General features: G+C 71.0%; 25 protein-coding genes. 23 read left to right on the top strand and 2 right to left on the bottom strand.

Annotated elements, in window-relative coordinates:
• Positions 1-56: 56 nt before the first annotated feature.
• Positions 57-1,172, bottom strand: a complete 1,116-nt coding sequence (locus ACWCRA_RS01155) for a C40 family peptidase (protein ID WP_451066519.1) — start codon at positions 1,170-1,172, stop codon at positions 57-59.
• A gap of 519 nt (positions 1,173-1,691) precedes the next feature.
• Here ACWCRA_RS01155 and ACWCRA_RS01150 point away from each other — a divergent pair.
• From ACWCRA_RS01150 to ACWCRA_RS01065, 18 genes are all read left to right on the top strand, one after another.
• Positions 1,692-2,447 carry a DNA-methyltransferase gene (locus ACWCRA_RS01150; RefSeq protein ID WP_451066518.1) on the top strand — a complete coding sequence of 252 codons (756 nt, stop codon included), beginning with the start codon at positions 1,692-1,694 and terminating at the stop codon, positions 2,445-2,447.
• 200 nt (positions 2,448-2,647) lie between these two features.
• Positions 2,648-3,283 carry a DUF4913 domain-containing protein gene (locus ACWCRA_RS01145; RefSeq protein ID WP_451066616.1) on the top strand — a complete coding sequence of 212 codons (636 nt, stop codon included), beginning with the start codon at positions 2,648-2,650 and terminating at the stop codon, positions 3,281-3,283.
• Positions 3,280-3,762, top strand: a complete 483-nt coding sequence (locus tag ACWCRA_RS01140) for a hypothetical protein (RefSeq protein WP_451066517.1) — start codon at positions 3,280-3,282, stop codon at positions 3,760-3,762. The genes ACWCRA_RS01145 and ACWCRA_RS01140 overlap by 4 nt, the downstream gene beginning before the upstream one ends.
• Before the next feature lie 5 nt (positions 3,763-3,767).
• Positions 3,768-4,349 carry a DUF3631 domain-containing protein gene (locus ACWCRA_RS01135; RefSeq protein ID WP_451066615.1) on the top strand — a complete coding sequence of 194 codons (582 nt, stop codon included), beginning with the start codon at positions 3,768-3,770 and terminating at the stop codon, positions 4,347-4,349.
• 20 nt (positions 4,350-4,369) lie between these two features.
• On the top strand, positions 4,370-5,053 hold the full coding sequence (locus ACWCRA_RS01130; protein WP_451066516.1) for a hypothetical protein: 684 nt from the start codon (positions 4,370-4,372) through the stop codon (positions 5,051-5,053).
• 40 nt (positions 5,054-5,093) lie between these two features.
• A complete protein-coding gene (locus ACWCRA_RS01125) occupies positions 5,094-5,825 on the top strand; it encodes a hypothetical protein (protein ID WP_451066515.1) in 732 nt (243 codons plus the stop codon).
• A 222-nt stretch (positions 5,826-6,047) separates the two neighbouring features.
• Positions 6,048-6,767: a hypothetical protein gene (locus tag ACWCRA_RS01120; protein WP_451066514.1), complete on the top strand. Its 720-nt coding sequence runs from the start codon at positions 6,048-6,050 to the stop codon at positions 6,765-6,767.
• A gap of 168 nt (positions 6,768-6,935) precedes the next feature.
• Positions 6,936-7,283, top strand: a complete 348-nt coding sequence (locus ACWCRA_RS01115; RefSeq protein WP_451066513.1) for an SH3 domain-containing protein — start codon at positions 6,936-6,938, stop codon at positions 7,281-7,283.
• Positions 7,284-7,401: 118 nt separating this feature from the next.
• Entirely contained in the window at positions 7,402-7,854 is a 453-nt protein-coding gene (locus tag ACWCRA_RS01110; RefSeq protein ID WP_451066512.1) for a hypothetical protein, read from the top strand.
• A 2-nt stretch (positions 7,855-7,856) separates the two neighbouring features.
• Positions 7,857-8,306, top strand: coding sequence for a hypothetical protein (locus ACWCRA_RS01105; RefSeq protein WP_451066614.1), 450 nt, complete (start codon positions 7,857-7,859; stop codon positions 8,304-8,306).
• Positions 8,307-8,717, top strand: a complete 411-nt coding sequence (locus tag ACWCRA_RS01100) for a hypothetical protein (RefSeq protein WP_451066511.1) — start codon at positions 8,307-8,309, stop codon at positions 8,715-8,717.
• Between the two features lie 31 nt (positions 8,718-8,748).
• The gene (locus ACWCRA_RS01095) at positions 8,749-9,591 is read left to right on the top strand and encodes a winged helix-turn-helix transcriptional regulator (protein WP_451066510.1); all 843 of its coding nucleotides are present in this window, start codon (positions 8,749-8,751) and stop codon (positions 9,589-9,591) included.
• Positions 9,588-10,088, top strand: coding sequence for a hypothetical protein (locus ACWCRA_RS01090; RefSeq protein WP_451066509.1), 501 nt, complete (start codon positions 9,588-9,590; stop codon positions 10,086-10,088). The genes ACWCRA_RS01095 and ACWCRA_RS01090 overlap by 4 nt, the downstream gene beginning before the upstream one ends.
• Positions 10,081-10,923: a DUF317 domain-containing protein gene (locus ACWCRA_RS01085; protein WP_451066508.1), complete on the top strand. Its 843-nt coding sequence runs from the start codon at positions 10,081-10,083 to the stop codon at positions 10,921-10,923. The genes ACWCRA_RS01090 and ACWCRA_RS01085 overlap by 8 nt, the downstream gene beginning before the upstream one ends.
• A 28-nt stretch (positions 10,924-10,951) precedes the next feature.
• Positions 10,952-11,428 (top strand): hypothetical protein, encoded by a 477-nt coding sequence (locus ACWCRA_RS01080; protein WP_451066507.1) that lies wholly within the window; start codon positions 10,952-10,954, stop codon positions 11,426-11,428.
• A complete protein-coding gene (locus ACWCRA_RS01075; RefSeq protein ID WP_451066506.1) occupies positions 11,418-12,035 on the top strand; it encodes a hypothetical protein in 618 nt (205 codons plus the stop codon). The genes ACWCRA_RS01080 and ACWCRA_RS01075 overlap by 11 nt, the downstream gene beginning before the upstream one ends.
• A complete protein-coding gene (locus ACWCRA_RS01070; protein WP_451066505.1) occupies positions 12,022-12,828 on the top strand; it encodes a DUF317 domain-containing protein in 807 nt (268 codons plus the stop codon). Before ACWCRA_RS01075 ends, ACWCRA_RS01070 begins: the two co-directional genes overlap by 14 nt.
• A gap of 58 nt (positions 12,829-12,886) precedes the next feature.
• On the top strand, positions 12,887-14,656 hold the full coding sequence (locus ACWCRA_RS01065; RefSeq protein WP_451066504.1) for an MSCRAMM family protein: 1,770 nt from the start codon (positions 12,887-12,889) through the stop codon (positions 14,654-14,656).
• 127 nt (positions 14,657-14,783) lie between these two features.
• Here the strand turns inward: ACWCRA_RS01065 and ACWCRA_RS01060 are convergent, their stop codons facing one another.
• Entirely contained in the window at positions 14,784-15,242 is a 459-nt protein-coding gene (locus ACWCRA_RS01060) for a TSCPD domain-containing protein (protein WP_451066503.1), read from the bottom strand.
• A gap of 304 nt (positions 15,243-15,546) precedes the next feature.
• On the opposite strand from ACWCRA_RS01060, the gene ACWCRA_RS01055 reads away from it, so the two are divergent.
• From ACWCRA_RS01055 to ACWCRA_RS01035, 5 genes are all read left to right on the top strand, one after another.
• A complete protein-coding gene (locus tag ACWCRA_RS01055; protein ID WP_451066502.1) occupies positions 15,547-15,900 on the top strand; it encodes a DUF317 domain-containing protein in 354 nt (117 codons plus the stop codon).
• A gap of 110 nt (positions 15,901-16,010) precedes the next feature.
• The gene (locus ACWCRA_RS01050) at positions 16,011-16,310 is read left to right on the top strand and encodes a hypothetical protein (RefSeq protein WP_451066501.1); all 300 of its coding nucleotides are present in this window, start codon (positions 16,011-16,013) and stop codon (positions 16,308-16,310) included.
• Between the two features lie 79 nt (positions 16,311-16,389).
• The gene (locus ACWCRA_RS01045; RefSeq protein ID WP_451066613.1) at positions 16,390-17,070 is read left to right on the top strand and encodes a DUF317 domain-containing protein; all 681 of its coding nucleotides are present in this window, start codon (positions 16,390-16,392) and stop codon (positions 17,068-17,070) included.
• Between the two features lie 25 nt (positions 17,071-17,095).
• The gene (locus tag ACWCRA_RS01040) at positions 17,096-17,320 is read left to right on the top strand and encodes a hypothetical protein (protein WP_451066500.1); all 225 of its coding nucleotides are present in this window, start codon (positions 17,096-17,098) and stop codon (positions 17,318-17,320) included.
• Between the two features lie 35 nt (positions 17,321-17,355).
• Positions 17,356-18,222 carry a hypothetical protein gene (locus ACWCRA_RS01035; RefSeq protein ID WP_451066499.1) on the top strand — a complete coding sequence of 289 codons (867 nt, stop codon included), beginning with the start codon at positions 17,356-17,358 and terminating at the stop codon, positions 18,220-18,222.
• The last annotated feature ends 111 nt before the right edge of the window (positions 18,223-18,333 follow it).

Below are 18,333 nucleotides of genomic sequence, written 5' to 3'. Positions count from 1 at the left end.
GGGAAACGGAGGAAGAAGAGAGGAGGGAAGAAGGAAGAAGAAGAGGGGAGGGGGCGTCAGAGGACGCGGCGCACGGTGAGGATCTTGGTGTCCTTCACAGGCTCGATCCGGACGTTCGTCCCGGTCCGCGGTGCGTTGATCAAAAGCCCGGAGCCCATGTAGAGGCTGACGTGCTCCGGCACGGCGGCCGTGCCGCGGGAGAAGATGAGATCACCGGGACGCATGGCCTTCGCAGAGACGGCCTTGCCCTCCTTGACCTGGGTGTACGTGGTACGTGTCAGGGAGACGCCGGCGGCGCGGTACGCCTGCTGGGTGAGGCTGGAGCAGTCGCAGCGGCCCATCGGATCCGGACCGCGCGGGTCGGTGCAGGTCCCGCCCCACTGGTAGGGGGTGCCGAGCTGCCCCATCGCCCAAGTGATCGCCTTACGGGCCTTCGGATCGGCGTCCTTCGGGATCTCGTACCCCTCCGGCACAGCACCTTCCGGGATCGGCCCGAAACCGGACCCGTCCTCACCCGGGACGCATCCGCTGCCGGTACTGGGAGAGCCGGTGTCCTCGCCGGATTCGCCCTGGTCGGGCAGGATCGCGACGATGGCCTGCTGCAGTGCCCGGGACAGCGGCTCCCACTGCGCGTACGCGTCGGGGAACCCACTCTTCTGGACGGCCTGGGCGGCCTGGGTGATGGTCATCTGCTGCCAGCCGGAGACCTTGAGCAGACCCTCGTAGAACTTGGTGGAGCTGTAGACGGGGTCGCGGATCTGCTCGGGATTGCCCCAGCCCATGCTCGGACGCTGCTGGAACAAGCCCAGGCTGTCGCGATCCCCGTAGTCGAGGTTGCGGAGCCGAGACTCCTGCAGGGCCGTGGCCAGGGCGACGACCTGTCCGCGTTCGGGTACTCCGAGGGAGATGCCGGTGGCGACGATCGTCTTCGCGTGCGGGATCTGCTCGGCGGGGAGTTCGAGGCCCTCGATCTTGATGTCCTGGTCGGCGCCCTCGCCGCCGAGGATGGCCGCGACCTGCTTCGCGACCGCATCGGTGTCGACATCGGTGCCGGTGGCGCAGGAGGTGTAGTCGAGGGCGGCGCTGCTGCCGGACGTGACCAGGACGGCGGTCCCGGCGAGGAGAAGGGGGGAGAGGCAGAAGACGCCGATGGCGGCGGCTGCGGCCTTCAACCGGTGCCGCCTCCCGGAACGGGGTTGTCAGCCGGTGGGCGGCTTCCGGGCACGCCGGAGCGCGGGTGTGTCACAGGGGTACTCCTTGAAGTGAATCCGTCCGCCGTGGTGTCCGGTGTGAGAGGCAGCGGCCGGTGGTGGGACATCAGTTGCTCCTCCAGCACACGAGTTGCCGCTCGCGTCCCGGAGATCGCCGATCAGGTGCAACAGGACATGAGAATGCTCCAGGAAGGCGTGGTGGGGGATTGCCATCGGCGGTGTTCGCCGGGCAGTTCCAAAACAGTAAGGCCAGATCCCCGGTTGGCGAAATAGTCCACCACTTCGCTTCGGGCCCCTGGGGCGGGCCCGGCGACGACAGCGGCCAACCGGGGATCGTGCCCTAGAGTTGTGATACCTCTCCTTCGCCACCCGCCTCACACGCGGTCATCCGCCCTGCCCCTATTTTCCGGGCAGTACCGGGCGGCGAGCCGGAGCGATTCCACTCTCCCTCATTCCCGACCCGAATCCCGGGGTATCCCTTTGCCTTTTTCCCTCCACCAGGGCGACGCCCTGACCGTCCTCGCCGGCCTGCCGGCCGACTGCGTCGACTCCGTGATCACCGACCCGCCGTACAACAGCGGCGGCCGGACCGCGAAAGAGCGCACGTCCCGCAGCGCCCGCCAGAAGTACACCTCCGCCGACGCCGGCCATGACCTGCCGGACTTCACCGGCGAGAACATGGACCAGAGGTCGTACGGCTTCTGGCTCACCCAGACCATGACCGAGGCCCACCGCCTCACCAGGACCGGAGGCACCGCGCTGCTGTTCACGGACTGGCGGCAGCTCCCGGTCACGACGGACGCCATCCAGGCGGCGGGGTGGCTTTGGCGCGGCGTCCTCGCCTGGCACAAGCCGCAGGCCAGGCCGCAGAAGGGGCGCTTCACCCAGAACTGTGAGTTCATCGTCTGGGCCAGCAACGGGGCGCTCGACGCCGCCCGGAACCCGGTGTACCTTCCCGGCCTCTACAGCGCGTCGCAGCCGTCGGGGAAGAACCGCCAGCACATCACGCAGAAGCCCGTAAGTGTCATGCGTGAACTGGTGCAAATCTGCCCGGACGGCGGCACTGTCCTCGACTTCTGCGCGGGCTCCGGCTCGACCGGGGTCGCGGCCCTGCTGGAGGGCCGCGACTTCATCGGCGTCGAGAAGACCCAGCACTACGCGCAGGTTGCCGCCGACCGGCTCACCGAAACCCTGCGGCGGACGCGCACGCAGGACGACTTCGGCCTCACCGCATAGCCCTCGCCGCGCTCCTGTCCGGACGGGCCCGATTGTTCTCACGGGCCCGTCCGGACGGCACGTGGATTCATATAGTAGCCGATCCCCGGTTAGCGAAATCGGGAATCGATCGGATCGTTGATGCCGCAACCCGTCATTCACCGGCCGCGGCTTCAAGGAGACCATGCGTGCCCGAATCCACAGATCCCCCCGACGGCGGGATGATCCCCCCGATACGGCTGCCCGATTCCGGCCTGGAATCCATAGAGGCCAGCGTCCGCAAACTGCTCGACCAGACGGCCGAGCAGGCACGGCAGCTCGACAGCCTCTCGGCGGAACCCGGCCCAGCCCACCGCCCACCAGCCCCGTTCCCGGGCTTCGGTATGACCGGCTTCGCGGGCATGCCAGGACTGCCGCCTCCGTCGCCCGCGCCGCCCGAGCCGAAGCCGATCCTGGAACTCGACGGCGAGGAGTACGAGAACGAACTCGACTCCCTCTCCGACTGGGTGGACGACTTCCTTATGCCCGCGTACGGCGCGGAGGTCACCACCGCCGCGCCGTGGTGCGATGAGTGGCAGGAACACCGTGACGTCGTCGCCTGGATGCACGCCCTGTGGATGGCCTACCAGCAGCACAAGGACCCCGAAGCGGGGCTCGCCGGCCTGTTCGTGTGGCACCGAGACTTCCTCACCCACGCGATGGCGGCGGTCCGCGCCCCGGGCGGCCCGCTGTCCGCGTGCAAGACCGACCCGGACCGCCCCTCACACCGGCTGCTGGCAGGCCCCGCACCCTCGGCCCGCTCGAAGACCGAAGCCGACCACCCAGCAGACGCGACACCGGACGGGGCCGGAGCATGACCGGCCCCCCAGCGCCGGCGTTCGGTCTCAGCTTCGACCCGCGCGCCCTGACCGACCTCCTGGCCGCACCGGGAGACATCCGCGATCTGGCACTCGCCCAGCTCCAGGACGTCGTCACCGCGCAGTTGTTCGGCGGCAGGCTCAGCGGTGACCTGGACGGGTTCCGCAAGCTCTACGTTGATCACCGCGCCCAGTGGCGGATCGTCTACGGCCAGCGCCCGGCTCCGCCGGGATCGGTCCACCGCGCCGAGATCCATGTGGTGGCGGTGCGGCCCCGGGCCGGGCAGGACGCCTACGACACGGCCCGCGCCCGCCTCGCCATCACCCGCCGGCCGTTGAGCGCCCTGGCCCACGCCGCCCGTACCCGATCCCCGCAGCTGGCTGGCACTCCGGGCCAGGTATCCAGGCCCAGCCCGCCTCCCTGCCCGATGCCCGGTCTTCCCCACCCCGCTCCGACCTCGAAGGGCCCCATCCGTTGACGATCGTGTTTCCCATCCTCCTCGACCGGTTCGCCGCCACTCTGCGCGGGGCCGAGCTGCCGCCGGAGGACCCGCACCACCGCGCGATCCTTGACGCCCTCTTCGAAGTCCAGCGGCTGGACCAGCAGCTCGCCGGGTCGATCCCCGCCCACGGCCGGCTCGACGGGACCGGGGAGCGGCTTGAACAGCTCGCCGGAGTGCTTGCCCAACGCCTCGTCGCCGGCCGCGAGCTCGCCGTTCTTCTCTCCTCCCACTGGTGCTGCTGCACCGAAGAGGAAATCGCCGAGGACGACGCGGAGGACTTCCTGTCCTGCCCGGACGAGCACCCGCCGACGTCCGGCGTCGTCCAGGACATCCTGCGAGTCTTCGCCGACCTCGACGATCCCGACGCTCTCGCGTCCGCCGATCGGGTAGCCGTGCTGCGGCGCCTGCCGGGTACAGCGGACGGGCGCGGGCGCTACGCCGGCCTCACCCAGGCACGCCTTGCCCAGCTCCTGTCCCTCTACGAGATCTCCACCCGTGACGTCACGCTGCCGGACGGCCGCCGCAAGTCCCACCGCCGCGCCGCGCTCGCCGGCTGCCGCTGATCCGGAAGGGAGGTTTTGCCATGTCCGCCACACCTGTGCAGAGGGCGCCGGCCGGGCTGGATCACCGGATCGAGGCGGCTGTGGGCTGCAGCGTCGACACCCTGTGGGACCAGCGCGACCGCGGTCTCCTCGACGAGCTCCGCGCCCGCCTCACCGACGCCCACCGCGCCCTCGCGGCGGCCGAGACCTCGGTGACCTTCTACCGCGTCCTGCTCCACTGCCTGGCCTCGGGCGAGTTCCCGGTCGATGCCGCGCTGTTCGAGCGCATCGACCGCACGGTCGGCCAACTGGCGGACGCGGCGACCGCCCGGGACCAGCAGCACACGACTGTGCTGGCCGCCCTGGAGCCGGTCGAGGCAGCCGCCCGCACCGCTGCGCCGGCGGGCGCGACGGACCTTCCCGCACAGGACGTCGCCGCTCTGCTCGCCATCGCCCACGGTGCCAAGCTGCATGAACACCTTCTGACGCAGAGGCTGTCCGTGGTCACCGCCTCCGGGACCCGCGTCGGACACGAGCAGCTCCAGCGACTGGAGCGAGGCGGACTCGTCGTCCGGGACACCACCCACCCGGTCCACGCAGGACAGCCGGTCGCCCTCACCGACACCGGCCGCAGCACACTCGCCGGAACTCGCCGCCCGCCCGCCGTCACCGAGCCCGTTCCGAAGGCGGGAGTGTGGCCCACAGCGGCACGCCCCCGCCACTGAACCCTCCCCGCAGTGTGCCCGCTGCCGATCCGGAAGCTCTATGCCCGCACCTTCACTGAAACCCGACTTCCGCCTGGCCGGCTACAAGGCCGTCACCCCCTCCGTCGATACGGCGTTCTGGATCAGCATCGCCGTGAACGACACCGAGATGAAGAGCCTCGCCGCACATCACAGCGACGACGGGCGGCAGAGCCACTACGTCCTCCACGACGGGACTGTCACCCGGGGCATCCCCGGAGAGCCCCAGCACATCGCCCTCCACATCCAGCGCGATCCCGAGGCGCGCACCTACCGATTCGCCCACGCCAAGCTGCCCCTGCCGGCCATGGGCCAGTCCTGGCTCATCGCCAGCGGCTGCCCGCCGGACGCCATCCGCCTGCCCCCGGGTCTGGGGACCACGGCCGCCGATGACGCCACGCGCAGCCTGCAGGAACGCCTCATGGGAGACGGAGACCACTTCGCCCTCCTGACCAGCTACACCCGTGACGACCCCGCCTTACCGCAGATCACGGTACTTCTGCGCGCTCTGGACGAGGAGGGGCCACTGCCGTTCCGGGTGCTGCTGGAAGAGGTCGACTTCATCAGCTTCACGCACACGCTCCGCGAGGGCGGTTTCGCCACCTACCGCGAGGCCATCAGCTGGTGGGAGAACCACTGGAAGGACGAGGCCGTTCCCCTGCCGCCCGCCCCGCCGCCCGCGCTCCGTACCTCTGCGCCCGGGCTGCCACCCGCCGGGCCATCCACCACCCCCATGCCCGGCCGCACACGCTGAACTCCTGCGCGGCCCGAGTTTCGGACCCGCCAGGCTGTTTACCGCGCCGGCTTCACCGGCCGGTGCGCGGTCGGCGAAATGCAACAGACCACCCTGGTTCGTGAACCGTGTGGGATTCGAGCAGCTCCAGCGACTGGAGCGAGGCGGACACATCGCCCGGTACACCGTTCCCCTCGCCACGCAGCACAGCCGGTCGCCCTGACCTCCCGAAAGCCCCTGCCTATGCCCTCACGCTCACCCGATTTCCGTCTCGATGGCTACGAGGCCGTCAACCCCCGAATTCATGAAGCCTTCTGGCAGCACATCGGCGTCGACGAAGAAGACTTCACGGAGCTCGCCGGCCACCACACGGAGGACGGGCGGCACAGCTATTACCTCCTTCACGATGGCACCCTCGCCGGGGGCGGCCTTCCCGGCGAACCGCAGATCGTCGCTCTGTGCATCCGCCGTGATCCTGACGCCCGGGACTTCGACTTCCAGCACAAGCGCGTGCCGCTGCCGGCGATGGCGCAGTCCTGGCTGATCGCCCGCGGCTGCTCGAGGGACGGCATCCGCGTCCCCCCGGGCACCGGAACGGCCGCGGCCGACGACGCCACCCGCGCCCTGGAGGAGCGGCTCAGGGGAGACGGAGAGCGCTTCGCCTTTCTCACCGCCTACACCAACGACACCTCCGACACACCGGAGATCACGGTGCTGTTGGGCGCGGCCGACGCGAAGGAACTGCGCCCGTTCCGCGTGCTGCTGCGGCGCGTCGACCCCACGTCCCGGACGCACACCCTCCGGGAAGGCGGCTTCCGTACCGTCCAGGGCGCCACCGATTGGTGGGACGCCCACTGGCGTGGCGAAACCCCGGCACTGCCCCCGCTCCCCGGCACCGTCAAGCGCGCGGACGCTTCCGTGGTTTCCCCGCCGTCCACGCCGCCCCGGGGCCGTACCCGCTGACTGAATCCCGGTCGTCCCCCCCCGGCGCAGACGGGCGCGGGGAAAGGTAGCAGCACTTTCCCGGTTCGTGAAACCGGGGATTCTCCGGACTCTAGAACTGTCGCCCGGAACATCGCCCCGGGGCGCCATTTCCGTGTATCCCCCTTTTCCGTCTGGAGGCCATTTCTCATGGGTTCTGCCCGATTCGCCGTCAGTGCCGCTGTGCTCGGCGCGCTCGCCCTTCCTCTCGCCGCCGCACCGACCGCGACCGCCGCTGCCCCGGCTGTCGCCGTCGAGCACGGCCACCGCCCGTGTGACCGGCCCGGACCATGGGTGATCGGCACGAAGGCCGTCACCATGCGCTACAAGGCGACCACCAAGTCCACCGCTGTCGGAATCCTCTACAAGGGCCAGAAGTTCACCGTCCACAACACCAGCGGCAACTGGCATCACATCACCAACAAGACCACGAAAGTCAAGGGCTGGGTCTCCGGCAGCTACGTCTACCGGGACGTTCGCATGTGCCTGAGCTATTAGCCACCCCAGGCGCTCTGCACAGTCCCGCCGCATTCACTGAAGGATTCCGTCCCGTTGGCCGCAGTCGGCCATGCGGCCATCGGTCCGGTACTCCCGAGCATGAAATGGAGAGCGTTCAGTGCCCGATGAATCCGATGACGTGATGGGCGTTCTCGCGGCCCGGATCGAGGAGAAGTTCCAGATGGGCCTGCCGGCGCTCCGGCGCGCGGTAGCTTTCGCGCCGCACGCCAGCCCCGCCGCTACCGAGGCCGTCCGCTGGTACGCCCTCCTGGCCACCGCGCAGGAAGCGCTCGGCCGGGCCGAGGACGCCCTTGTCGAAGTCCTCATGTCCAAGCCGCCCGGCGAACTAGACGACCCCGTCATGCAGTTGGCTCACCGCGTGAACGCCGCTTTCGATATCCGCGACGGGCGGGCCATGGTCCTGCGTCAGCTCCTGGACCCGCAAGCCCCGGGCACCCCCGGCGTATGGCGCGGGACCGCTGCGACCGCCCGCCGGGGACCGGCCCCCACAACCAGCACGCCGGCCCGCCCCGCACTCCCGATGCCGGAGATCCGAAGGGCGGCCCGGTGAGCATGACGACGCGCCCCTCCAGCCAGGACACCGCGCTGGAAGAGGCGTTCGGAGCTCCGGTCCACCAGCTGTACGCGACCGCCACCGCGTCCGGGGCTTCCGCCGCATTGCGCCGGGCCCTGGAGCTGCGGTCCTTTCTGGTCCTGGCCGAGGAGCAGGTCGTCCGGGTCCGCGACCGGGTCCACCAGTCCACGGCCCCCGGCCGCGACCTGGGCGAGCTGTCCGCCGACGCGCTGCGTTTCGACGCGCAGTGGATGGAGGCAGCTCTCAGTGCCCGCGACGGATACCTCACCGCTCTGGCCGGCCTGTTGAGGTCCATGCCTCCGCCCGAATCCGCCTCTCGCCGCCCGGTGGAGTTCACCCAGGCCAAGATCACCACCGCCCTGCCCTCCGCCGGCCCGGCCCCGACGCGGGCCGGGGCGGCGGAGGCACCGACCGTGAAGGCCCGCTGATTGACCGCATCCCACTCCACGGCCCATACGCTGACCGAGCGGATCGAGACCCTGTACGGCCATCCGCTCGCCGCGCTCGAAGCCCACGCCGAGGCCACGCCGCACGACAGCATGCTCGCCGCCCTCCTGGGCAGTCTGGCCGATCTCCAGCTCGCCGAACGCAGCATCACCTTCCACCGCGACCGGCTGCGGCAACTCGCTCACCCGGACCGGTCGATCGAAGCGTTCGACGCCGGCCACCTGCTCGACAACGCCCGCCGCATCAGCGAAGCGGTCGCCGCCCGCGACGCCCACACGAAGACCCTGAGCGCCGTCCTGCAGAGCCTGCACCGCATCCCCGTACCGACATCCGAGCCAGCCCCGGCACCACCGCCCGTACCCGCTCCCGCCAGCGCTGCCCGCACACGCTGACCCGCCCCGATACCGCCTGGAGTTCCCTCTCTTGATCCCCACCGGTCTGCCCCCCGCCGTCCACGCCGATCTGTCGCGGGTCATCGAATCCCTCGGCATGCTCACCCCGCGCTGGAACGCGCAGATCCTGATCACCCTCGCCGGCCGGCCCCTGAGGTACACGGAGATCAAAAGCCGGATGCCGTGGCTGCAGGACGGCCAGCTCCACCCCAAGCTCCGCTGGCTCTCGGACGCCGGCCTGGTGGAACGCACCGAGCACGGCGTCCGCCACGTAACCTACGGGCTCTCTACCCGCGGCCGTGACCTGATGCCGGTCCTCGCGGTGATCTCCGTCTGGGGCGACGCTCATCTGGAGAAGGCCACCCCCACAGCGGCAGGCGCACAGGCTGCCTCGACCGTGCAGGACATCGAGGACAGTCTGGTCCTGATCTCCTACCGGCACGCCACCCCGATCCTGTGGTCCCTGCAGGCCCGCGGGGCGGCCGGCGCCACGGCCATCGCCGCCGACGCGATGCCCGGCCAACGCCTCAGCGCCGTCTACCCGCGCCTTCGGCAGCTGGTCGACGACCGACTCGTCGACACCGACGCGGAGGGGACCGACTACCGCCTTTCCTCGCCCGGCCGGGCCCTCGCCCCGGTCTACCGCGCCCTCTCGGCGTGGGCGGCCGGCCGCCCCCTCGCCGACGCCGCAGCCCACCCCGTGTGGGGCCACCCGCCGGCCCCGTCCCAGTCCGCCACAGGCATGTGGGCCTCCACCGCGAAGACCCCGCCCGCTCCGCAGACCACGCCCGCGGCACCGTGGCGCGCCGGAGACCTCTTCTCCCACCAGGCGCCAGCTCGCGCGGGCGCTCCGGCAGGGGGCCACCGCCGATGACCTCCACCAAGCCCACCCCCGCCCAGCTCGTCCATACGGTCGAGGTGCTCGGTCATCCGGGGGTGGTCCGGCTGGTCAGCGAGATCGACGATCACGGACCCGTCGCCCGGCACATGCTCAGCCGCACCTTCCCCGACCTGCGGCTCCAGCAGGTCCGCGACGGTTCCGTGCTGGCCCGCACCCACCGGCTCATCCACAGCGGACAGCAGGCGGGTCAGCCCGCCTACCGGCTCACCCCTCGCGGCGCCGCCCTGGCCGATGTCTACGACACCGCCGCCCGCTGGGCCCGTGCTCACCACCACCCCACCCGGCACGCCGACTTCACCACCCGCGTCCGCGCCACCCTCACCCTCCTCACCCAGAACACCGGCCATGCCACAGAGCCCGCGCAGGCCCTGCACCAGTGGATCCAGGCGAACCGGGGCGTTCTCGACGCCCGGGCAGCCGCGTCCCCGACAGTCGTTCTGAACGCCTCTTCCGGCGGTGCATGTGGCTGACCTCGATGCGGACGTCCACGTCAGCCCCCGCTACCTCGCCGGTTCGATATCGACCGGTGACGTGGGTCTGCAGGCCGCGCTCGACGCGGGCTGGCAGCTGACCCACGACGACCTCGGCAACCGCTACCTTCCGTCCCCTGACCAGCGGCTCCGGATCGGCTTCATGCCCGAGGGCGACGACGACGCCCTGTGGAAGATCGCCGCCTACGAGCACCAGTTCGCCCGCCCCCGGTGGGCCGCCGCGTTCAGCAGTGACACCCCCACGGAGTTCGTCACCGCCTTCACCACCGCCCTCCTCGACTCCTACCAGAAGGACGACGACTCCTTCCTGCGAGGCGGGCTCGGCAGAGCCGACGACCCGCACCCAGTGCTCGCCCCGCTGGCGGACGCCGGCTGGGAGGTGACCGACGACTGGTGGCTACGGGAGATGAAGGCACCCGACGCCCTCGCCGGAGCCTGGTACCGGCGCGGCGCCCTCGACCCGGACGGCGAGCTGACCAGCAACGCGACCCGGTGGGGCCTGTGGGGAGGGCCGAAGAAGAGCTACTGGTACGCGGTCTTCTCCACCCACACGCCCGCCGCGTTCATCACCGCCACCGCGGCAGCGGTCGTCGACCCCGAACCCGCCCTGCGCTGGTCCGGCGGACTCTCCCGGATGACCCGCGCCCACGCGCAGATCACACCGGCCCGTCCTCCGGCACCCACGCCCAGGGACATCGCCCGCAGGCACTGGCGGACCACCCCGGCCCCCGGGACACGTGCCGTGCCCCGCTGGTCCACCAGCACCCCCTCCGGCCGGCTGCCCGCCCCGGCCCGCGCGGCAGCCCGCCGCTGACCCAACTCCCCCTCACCCCTGGAGTCCCATGTCCCTGCACGCCGAGCAGTTCTTCACCAGCGGATTCCCCCACCAGCTCGCGGGAGTCGTGATCGGGAACTCGTTCTACAGCCAGGCGCCCGACTCCGGACACCGGCTGCGGATCGACTTCTACGAGACGATCACGCAGCACCAGTACGGCGGCCTGCGCCTGAGCGTCGTCCATCCCGACCGGGGCAAGATCGACACACTGGCTCTGTCCTTCAAGGAGTACGGAACCTTCCGCGCTCGCGACGCCGCCTCCGGCACCTATGACCGCGATGTCGTCCACGCCTTCCCCGGAGGCGCCGAACCGCCATGGCGGGGAGGGAACTTCACCTCCCTCGTCCACGCCGTCCATACCTACGCGGGCATGTGGGGATTCCCCGCCCCCGACCCCACGGTCCGACCCTCCTCGAGAGTGGCGGCACCGGCACCGGCACCGGCTCCCTCCCGGGTCCGCGGAACGGCAGCCCGTGCCCGATAGCACCCTCCGGGATCTGCGGAACCTGGGGATCTCGGCCACCGTCACCGGCGCCGCGCCCGGTACGTCGCCCTGGACGGAACTCGCCTTCACCGCCGGAGAGGTCTCCGTCCGCTGGTTCAGCCACCACACGCCGTCCGGGAACACCGTGGAGGTGCACCGGCTCCCGGTACGTCACGCTCCCGCCGTCTTGAACGCGGTCGGGGCGAGGGCCGATGCCGAACTGGCCGGCTACCGCCTCCCGGAGGACTTCGAGGGCGAGGCGGCCCGGCGGCTCGACAGCCAGACCGGGCACGCGCTCGGCCTGGTCGCCAAGGTGCCCCTGCCCGGTCACGAGGACGACGCGCTCCCGCCGACCTACACCGGCGAACTCGCCGCCAGCTGGCTCGGCTCCGAACACGCCATCGTCGAACTCTCGGGACCGTCGATGAACGCCGTCTGCAGCCTGTGGATCTACGGTCTCACCGACCTGACGGTCCGCACCGTCCTCTCCGCACTCACTCAGTCCCTCACCGGCCTGCACCGGCCCGGCCCCCGTGGCACCGGCACCCCGGCATCGCCGCTGTTCCGGCTTCCTGGGCAGAAAGGCCCCTCCTATGGCTCTCGATGATCTCGATCCGGAGGCCGAGGTGCTGGTCATGCCCCGGTACCTCGCCGGCCCCGGAGGTCTGGACCTTCAGATGGCCTGGCCCCTCCCGTTCGAGGAGGGCTGGCTGCTCCACCAGCCCGGCGACGGTGACGCGGTGGGGGTCAGCCCCTGCCAGCGCGTCCGCCTGGGATTCACCCCTGACCCCACCGGCGTCCACGGCCCCGGAGGCGGCACGTGGCAGACCCATATCCACACCGACCCGTTCGCCCCGGCGGCATGGACCATGACCTTCAGCGGCGCTGTGCCCCTGGAGATCCTGCGCGACGCCCACACCGAAGTCCTCTCGCTCTACCTGGAGGGCCTGCACGGTGAACGGGACTGGCTGACCGAGACCGGGGACACGCCGGCTTCGGCCGGATATCTGCCTCTCCTCACCGCGGGCTGGAGCCACACGGTCGACATCGACGGCAAGCAGACCTTCCGCAGCCCTGACACCGGCGCGTTCCTCCGGCACTGGTACTCCCCGCGCAAACCCGCCGCCCTCAACCCCACCTGGGCCTTCAGGGCCGACATCCCGGGCGAGCCCCTGCTCTGGCAGGCGACCTTCACCACCGGCACCCCGGCGTCGGTGATCGCCGCCTTCGCCACCTCCCTCGTCGAGGCGCTGCCTCTGGCCCGCACCGTCCGCGAACTCCCGGCACAGAGCCGCACCCACGTGCGCTACTCCCCGTCCCTGCCCGCACCACCCCCCACCCCTCGTCCGCCACAGCTCCCCCCACGGCCGCCTGCCCCGCCTGCGGGCCGCTCCCGCTGACCACCCGGCCACCGCCGCAAGCACTCCCACTCCCCTCCTGATCTGGAGTACCACCGCTTTGCACAGCTTTTCCACCCGCGGCATCCGCCGACCGCTCGCCGTGGCGGTCGCCGCCACCGTCGCCGGAACCCTCGCCACCGGCACCCCCGCCGCAGCTGCCGATCATCTCGGCCCCGGTTACAGCATTCCCGACAGCGACGGGAACGCCGGATCGAGCCACATCGGCGCGTACGGTCCGCCCGGGCCACAGGTCTGGGGCGATTCCCAGACCTATTGCGCGGACCCGCTGAAGAAGGGCCCCGCCGACGCGGACGGCTACAGCGCCCCGAAGCCCGTTTCCTCCTGGACCTCGTCGGTCACCGGCAAGCCCGTCCCGAAGAAGAACTTGGCCTACGCCTCCTACGTGATCGGCAAGTACGGCCAGACCCAGTCGGATGCCCAGGCGGCGGCCGTGGACGCCGCCGTCTACGAATGGCTCGCCGGGGGCACGTACGCGATCAACAGCAAGCGCGGCAAGGAACGTCTCGCCTACCCGGTCGTCTCCCCGACCTCCCGCATCCTCGCCCTGCGCTACATCGACGAGGCCAAGAAGTACGCGGGCCCCTACGCCCTCACGATCACCCCGTCGGTGAAGACCACCCATGCCGGGAAGAAGGTCACGGTGGACGTGAAGGTCACCTCCACCCTCACCGGCACCGCGATCCCCGGCGTCCCGGTCAGCCTCACCGGGTCCGGCGCCGGAACCGCTACCGGCAAGGTCACCACCGACAAGACCGGCTCCGCGGAATGGGAGTTCACCCCTTCGAAGGCCGGAACCGCCACGGTGGCCGCGACAGCGACCGGCCTGCCCGGCGCGCAGCTCAAGGTCCTCACCCCCAACAACCCCGTAGCACAGCGGATGCTCCTCGCCGGGGACACCACCACCGCCAAGGACGTCGCAGCCGTCGCCGTGACGGCTGCCCCGGGCGGCGTGACGATTCACAAGGAGAATCCCGAAGGGGACGTTCTCGTCGGCGCGGTCTTCCAGCTCCTGGAGAAGAAGACCGGCAGGGTCGTCGCCGAAGGCAAGACCGGCAAGGAGGGGGTGCTCGTCTTCGACGACATCGCCCCGGGCACCTACACGCTGCGGGAGACCTCCACCGGCGACACCATCCACGAACTGGTCCCCGACCAGGACGTCACCATCGAATCCGGCCGCACCGCCCAGGCCCACCCCATCAAGATCGTCGACCCGTTCAAGAAGGCCGATCTCCTGCTCCGCAAGACCGACAAGGCCACGGGCGCGACCCTGCCGGGCGCGGTGATCAACATCACCGAGAACAAGGTCGAGGACGGCGAGCACGTACCGGGGGAGAAGCTGCTCGCGCTCACCACCGGCAAGGACGGCACCGCGAAGGCGAAGCTCGACGTCACCCTGAAGGCGGGCACCCGCTACTGGGCCACCGAGATCACGGCCCCCGACGGCTACCAGCTCAACCCCAAGCCCGTCGCGTTCACCGCCGAGCCCGGTCAGACCGTCACCGTCACCCTCCCCAACACCGCAGTCCCGACCACACCGCCCCCGACAACTCCGCCCACTACGCCGCCGACCAGCCCGCCCACCACCCCGCCGGTATCTCCGCCCGCCAAGCCGCCGATGAACCCGCCGGCCACCCCGGACGTCACCCCGCCATCCGGCAGCCTCGCCCATACCGGCGCCGACACCACCTGGTGGCTGCTCGGCGGAGCGGGCGCCCTGCTCGCCGCCGGAAGCGCCGCCTTCTGGGCAGCCCGCCGACGCCGCCCCAACGACCAGAACCACACCGCCGCCGACACCGGCCAGGACTGACCACGGGCGGGTCACCAACCCGTACCGACTGACTGAGGGCCCGGAGAATCCAATCCACTGGATTCTCCGGGCCCTCACGCATACCCGCCCCGCCCCAGATTCGGGCCAGGGCGCGCTGCCGCGCCGCTCAGCCGGATCGCGGGCCCGCGATCCCGACGGACAGGGGCCACACTCGCTGTTCTCCCGCGGCGCGCTCCTCCCGGGTGAGGACGCCCAGCTCCTGGCGCTGCTCGTAGGGGAGGCAGTCGAGGGCAAGGCGCCGGGCGGCGTAGTCGGTGACGGAGGTCGCCAGCGGGATCTGGGGATCGTCGGTCATCCCGGCGGGTTCGAAGCGGGTGGACAGGCAGTCGGCCAGGAGATCGCCCAGCGGCATCCCGGCCGTCAGCCCCCTGGACAGGGAAACGGACAGGAGATCCAGCAGCCCGTGCAGGGTCGAGCCCTGCTTCGCCATCCGGATCTCCACCCGCACCGGAGCCCCGCCGGAGGCGTACGACACGGTCAGATGCCCGCTGGCCGGCCCCACCGTGAACGCCCGTGTCCGCGACCCCAGCCGCCGCTCCCGTCGCACACCCGTCTCGATCGTCATGCCCCTCGTGCCTCTTTCCCGTCCGTCCGCCCGGGTCGCGCTCGCGCTCCGGGCAGCCACATGATGCCCGACGACGGACCGCGACCCGCTCCTGTTCCCCGTACGGAATATTAATCGAACTCATGTTCCCTGCTTTGGGTGGGTGGGCCCTCTCCGTGGAGCGCGATCCGGGGCATTCTGTCCATATTTTCGACAGTTCGCCGGGGGCAGACAGGAAAGATCGCGAAAGGGCTGGTGCAAGCAGGCAGGGGCATGTCAACGTAGACGACTCGCAGGGAAATAGCAGGTCAGAGAGGTGATCGTGTTGACCGTCGATCTTTCCCCGCCCGGATTCTCCACCACTGTCGAGGCACTGCGACTGCGTTCGTGGCAACTCGGGCCCGGCCAGCCGACGCTCGTGATCGACCAGTTCACCGACGCGGACTTCAATCTGGTCGTGGACGACCGGGCCGATGTCCACATCAGCAGCAAGGACGGGCGTTTCTACCTCGGCTGGTTCCCCACGGGGCGTCCCGGCACCGACGGGGAGGGCTGGAAACTCGCCGTCACCGGGACCGCCCAAGTTCCCGGCTACCACGTGTCGTTCGATACCGATACGCCGGCCCAGATCGTCGCGGCGGCCGTGGCCGCCGTCCTCGGCTCCTCCCGCCCCCGCTGAACCCGCCCGGCCCCGTCCCGCAGTCCGCGGCACGAGGGTCCGTTCGCCCCGCCGCGTACGCTTCCCCCGCTCCGGCCCCCGGCGCGGCTTCCGCACAGAAGGAGAATCCCGTGGAACCGCAGAACCCCGATACGCCGGAGCTGACGGTCGGCGACCTGATCGACCAGCTGTCCGCCCTGGACCGCGACGCGACCGTACGGCTGGCGGTCAACCCGTTCTTTCCCATGGCTCACCGCGTCGCCGGTGTGATGCCTGCCTCGGACGAGACGGGCCGACCGCTGGTCTTCCTCGCAGACGGCGACCAGCTGGGCCACGTCCCCCCGGACGTCGCGGTCCGTTTCACCTGGCATGAGCCGGCCACCGCACCCCCGCGCACCCGTCGCAGGGCAGCCCGCCCCAGCGGCCAGTGAACCGTTCCTCAAGCCTCCGGAGGCGCTGCTGAACCCGCACCACCCCCTCGATTCGTCCACTCCTGGCCCGCCGCCACACCTGTGGGTGGCCCCGAGGCATCTCGCCGGCGACGACGACACCCTCGCCGACCTGGTCGGCGCCGCCCTCGCCGGCGCGGGCTGGCGCATGTGGCCGACCGCCCGACAGACCCTGCTCTACGTGAGCCCGGACGAGCTGTGCGGCGCCGAATGGGTCCGCGCGAGCTACCCCTTCGCGCTCGGCGGCCTGCCCGTGGCCTGGCAGATCACCGCCCGCTCACACCCCGCTGGCACGATGCGCGAGTGGAACGCCTACTTCACCGGCGGCACCCCGCCCGAGGCGATCATCGACTTCCTCACCGCGCTCGACGTCCGCGCCGAACCCCACGCTCCGTCCGGCGGGCCCGAGGTGGTCCTCGATGCGCTGACCGGCCAGGGCTGGTACCGCGACATCGACCGCCCCCGCAGCGCCGCCTCCGACCCGGGCTTCACCGCCAGCGTCTCCCTCGAAGCCGTGCCGGAGCACGTCTTCGACGCCGACCCGCGCCCCGACCTGCCCGGATGGCAGGCATGGGCCGAGCCGGTGCCCGGGACTCCCCTGTGGTGTGCGACCTTCAGCAGCTCCACCCCGCATGACCTCGTCGCCGCGTTCGCCGCGTCGCTGGCCTCACCTGTCCCAGTACGGCGAAAGGTCCTTCCCGAGGGGACCGAGGGCCATCTCACCCTGCTGCCCCCGATCTGACCGACCCGCATGAAAGAGGTCCCCTGTGTCCTCCCCGGCCACGGCGCCGCACGGCGGCAGCGAGGCGAACTGCCGGCGCTGCGGCGCACCCGGCTTCCTCGCCCGCAACCGCGATCTCCCCTCAGCGCCTGCCTGGTGTGTCGACTGCCACGAACACCGACGCACCACCCAGGCCCAGGCCGACCACCCCTGCGAAGACGCCTGCTGCCTCCCAGTCGACCACGACGGCCTCTGCGCCCGGCGTATCTGATCATTCCCCCACAAGCCCTGCTCCGCGGAGGTTCCTTGCCCCTGCCGCTGATCCGTCTCGCTACTGGTCCCCTGAACGGCACCGCCCACCTCGGCGTCCTGCTCGGGACGGAGCCGGTGACGGCCTGCGCCACCCGCTCGCCAGATCTCCAGCCCGTTCCCGACGCGAGCGCCCACGCCATGTGCCGGTCCTGCGCCCGCGCTCTCCTGGTCCTCGCCACCGCTCCGCATCCCGGTGAGCCGGAGGCCCGTACCACCACGGGGCGAGGGCGGGGCCAGGTCTGCCACCGACCTGTCCCGGGACACCTCCTCGCCTACTGCGGCAACTCCCTCGGCAACCGGCGGCCGGATTTGACCCTCAGCCGGTGCACCCTGTGCGCCCGGCTCAGCGACGCCATCGACGCGCTGCGCCGCCGGGCCGGCGAGCTGCTCCTTCCCGCGGCCGAGCCGTGCCACGCCGACGACACCCTGCTCTGGGCGCCCGACGGCCTGGGCGACCTCGTCACCGGACACCGGCGCAACGCCGCTACCGGCAAGGGGTTCTGCGACCGCCCGCTCGCCGATCCCCACCCGGGAGCATCGCACGAGTGCGCACCGTGCCGGATCCACTGGGAGCTGTCCGAGGTGATCCGGCAGATGGTCACTCTGCCCCGCATGCGGGACGAGGCCCGGACCTGGCACCAGCAGGACCTGGACGTCTTCGACGACCGCGTCCTCACCCTGACAGCCGGAGACGCGTACACCCTCTCCGGCTGCGGGGAGACCCACTACGTCGTCGCGGTCAACGACCGCGGCGGGGAAACCCACACCGACCTCCTCGCCTACCTCCCCGCCGAGGACCGGGTGGCCGATCTACGCCTGCGCCGCGATCGGCTCGTCACCGTCCAGCGCCCCATCCGCTGAGCTACGGCACAACCGCCGCCCCCGAAAGCGAGGGCAGACGGCAGAGAAGAGCCCGGAGGGCCAGACCGCCATGGTCTGGCCCTCCGGGCTTTCGTGCTGGCTTCCGGAAAG

The organism is Streptomyces sp. NPDC001889 (assembly GCF_053594535.1).
This window is presented reverse-complemented; position numbering and strand designations above follow the sequence as displayed.

Bases quoted from the DNA above. Each gene is read 5' to 3' on its own strand.
- ACWCRA_RS01145 (WP_451066616.1), top strand. From the start codon at position 2,648: ATGATCCCCCCGATACGGCTGCCCGATTCCGGCCTGGAATCCATAGAG.
- ACWCRA_RS01090 (WP_451066509.1), top strand. From the start codon at position 9,588: ATGACCTCCACCAAGCCCACCCCCGCCCAGCTCGTCCATACGGTCGAG.
- ACWCRA_RS01115 (WP_451066513.1), top strand. From the start codon at position 6,936: ATGGGTTCTGCCCGATTCGCCGTCAGTGCCGCTGTGCTCGGCGCGCTC.
- ACWCRA_RS01120 (WP_451066514.1), top strand. From the start codon at position 6,048: ATGCCCTCACGCTCACCCGATTTCCGTCTCGATGGCTACGAGGCCGTC.
- ACWCRA_RS01125 (WP_451066515.1), top strand. From the start codon at position 5,094: ATGCCCGCACCTTCACTGAAACCCGACTTCCGCCTGGCCGGCTACAAG.
- ACWCRA_RS01105 (WP_451066614.1), top strand. From the start codon at position 7,857: ATGACGACGCGCCCCTCCAGCCAGGACACCGCGCTGGAAGAGGCGTTC.
- ACWCRA_RS01080 (WP_451066507.1), top strand. From the start codon at position 10,952: ATGTCCCTGCACGCCGAGCAGTTCTTCACCAGCGGATTCCCCCACCAG.
- ACWCRA_RS01130 (WP_451066516.1), top strand. From the start codon at position 4,370: ATGTCCGCCACACCTGTGCAGAGGGCGCCGGCCGGGCTGGATCACCGG.
- ACWCRA_RS01060 (WP_451066503.1), bottom strand. From the start codon at position 15,242: ATGACGATCGAGACGGGTGTGCGACGGGAGCGGCGGCTGGGGTCGCGG.
- ACWCRA_RS01070 (WP_451066505.1), top strand. From the start codon at position 12,022: ATGGCTCTCGATGATCTCGATCCGGAGGCCGAGGTGCTGGTCATGCCC.
- ACWCRA_RS01140 (WP_451066517.1), top strand. From the start codon at position 3,280: ATGACCGGCCCCCCAGCGCCGGCGTTCGGTCTCAGCTTCGACCCGCGC.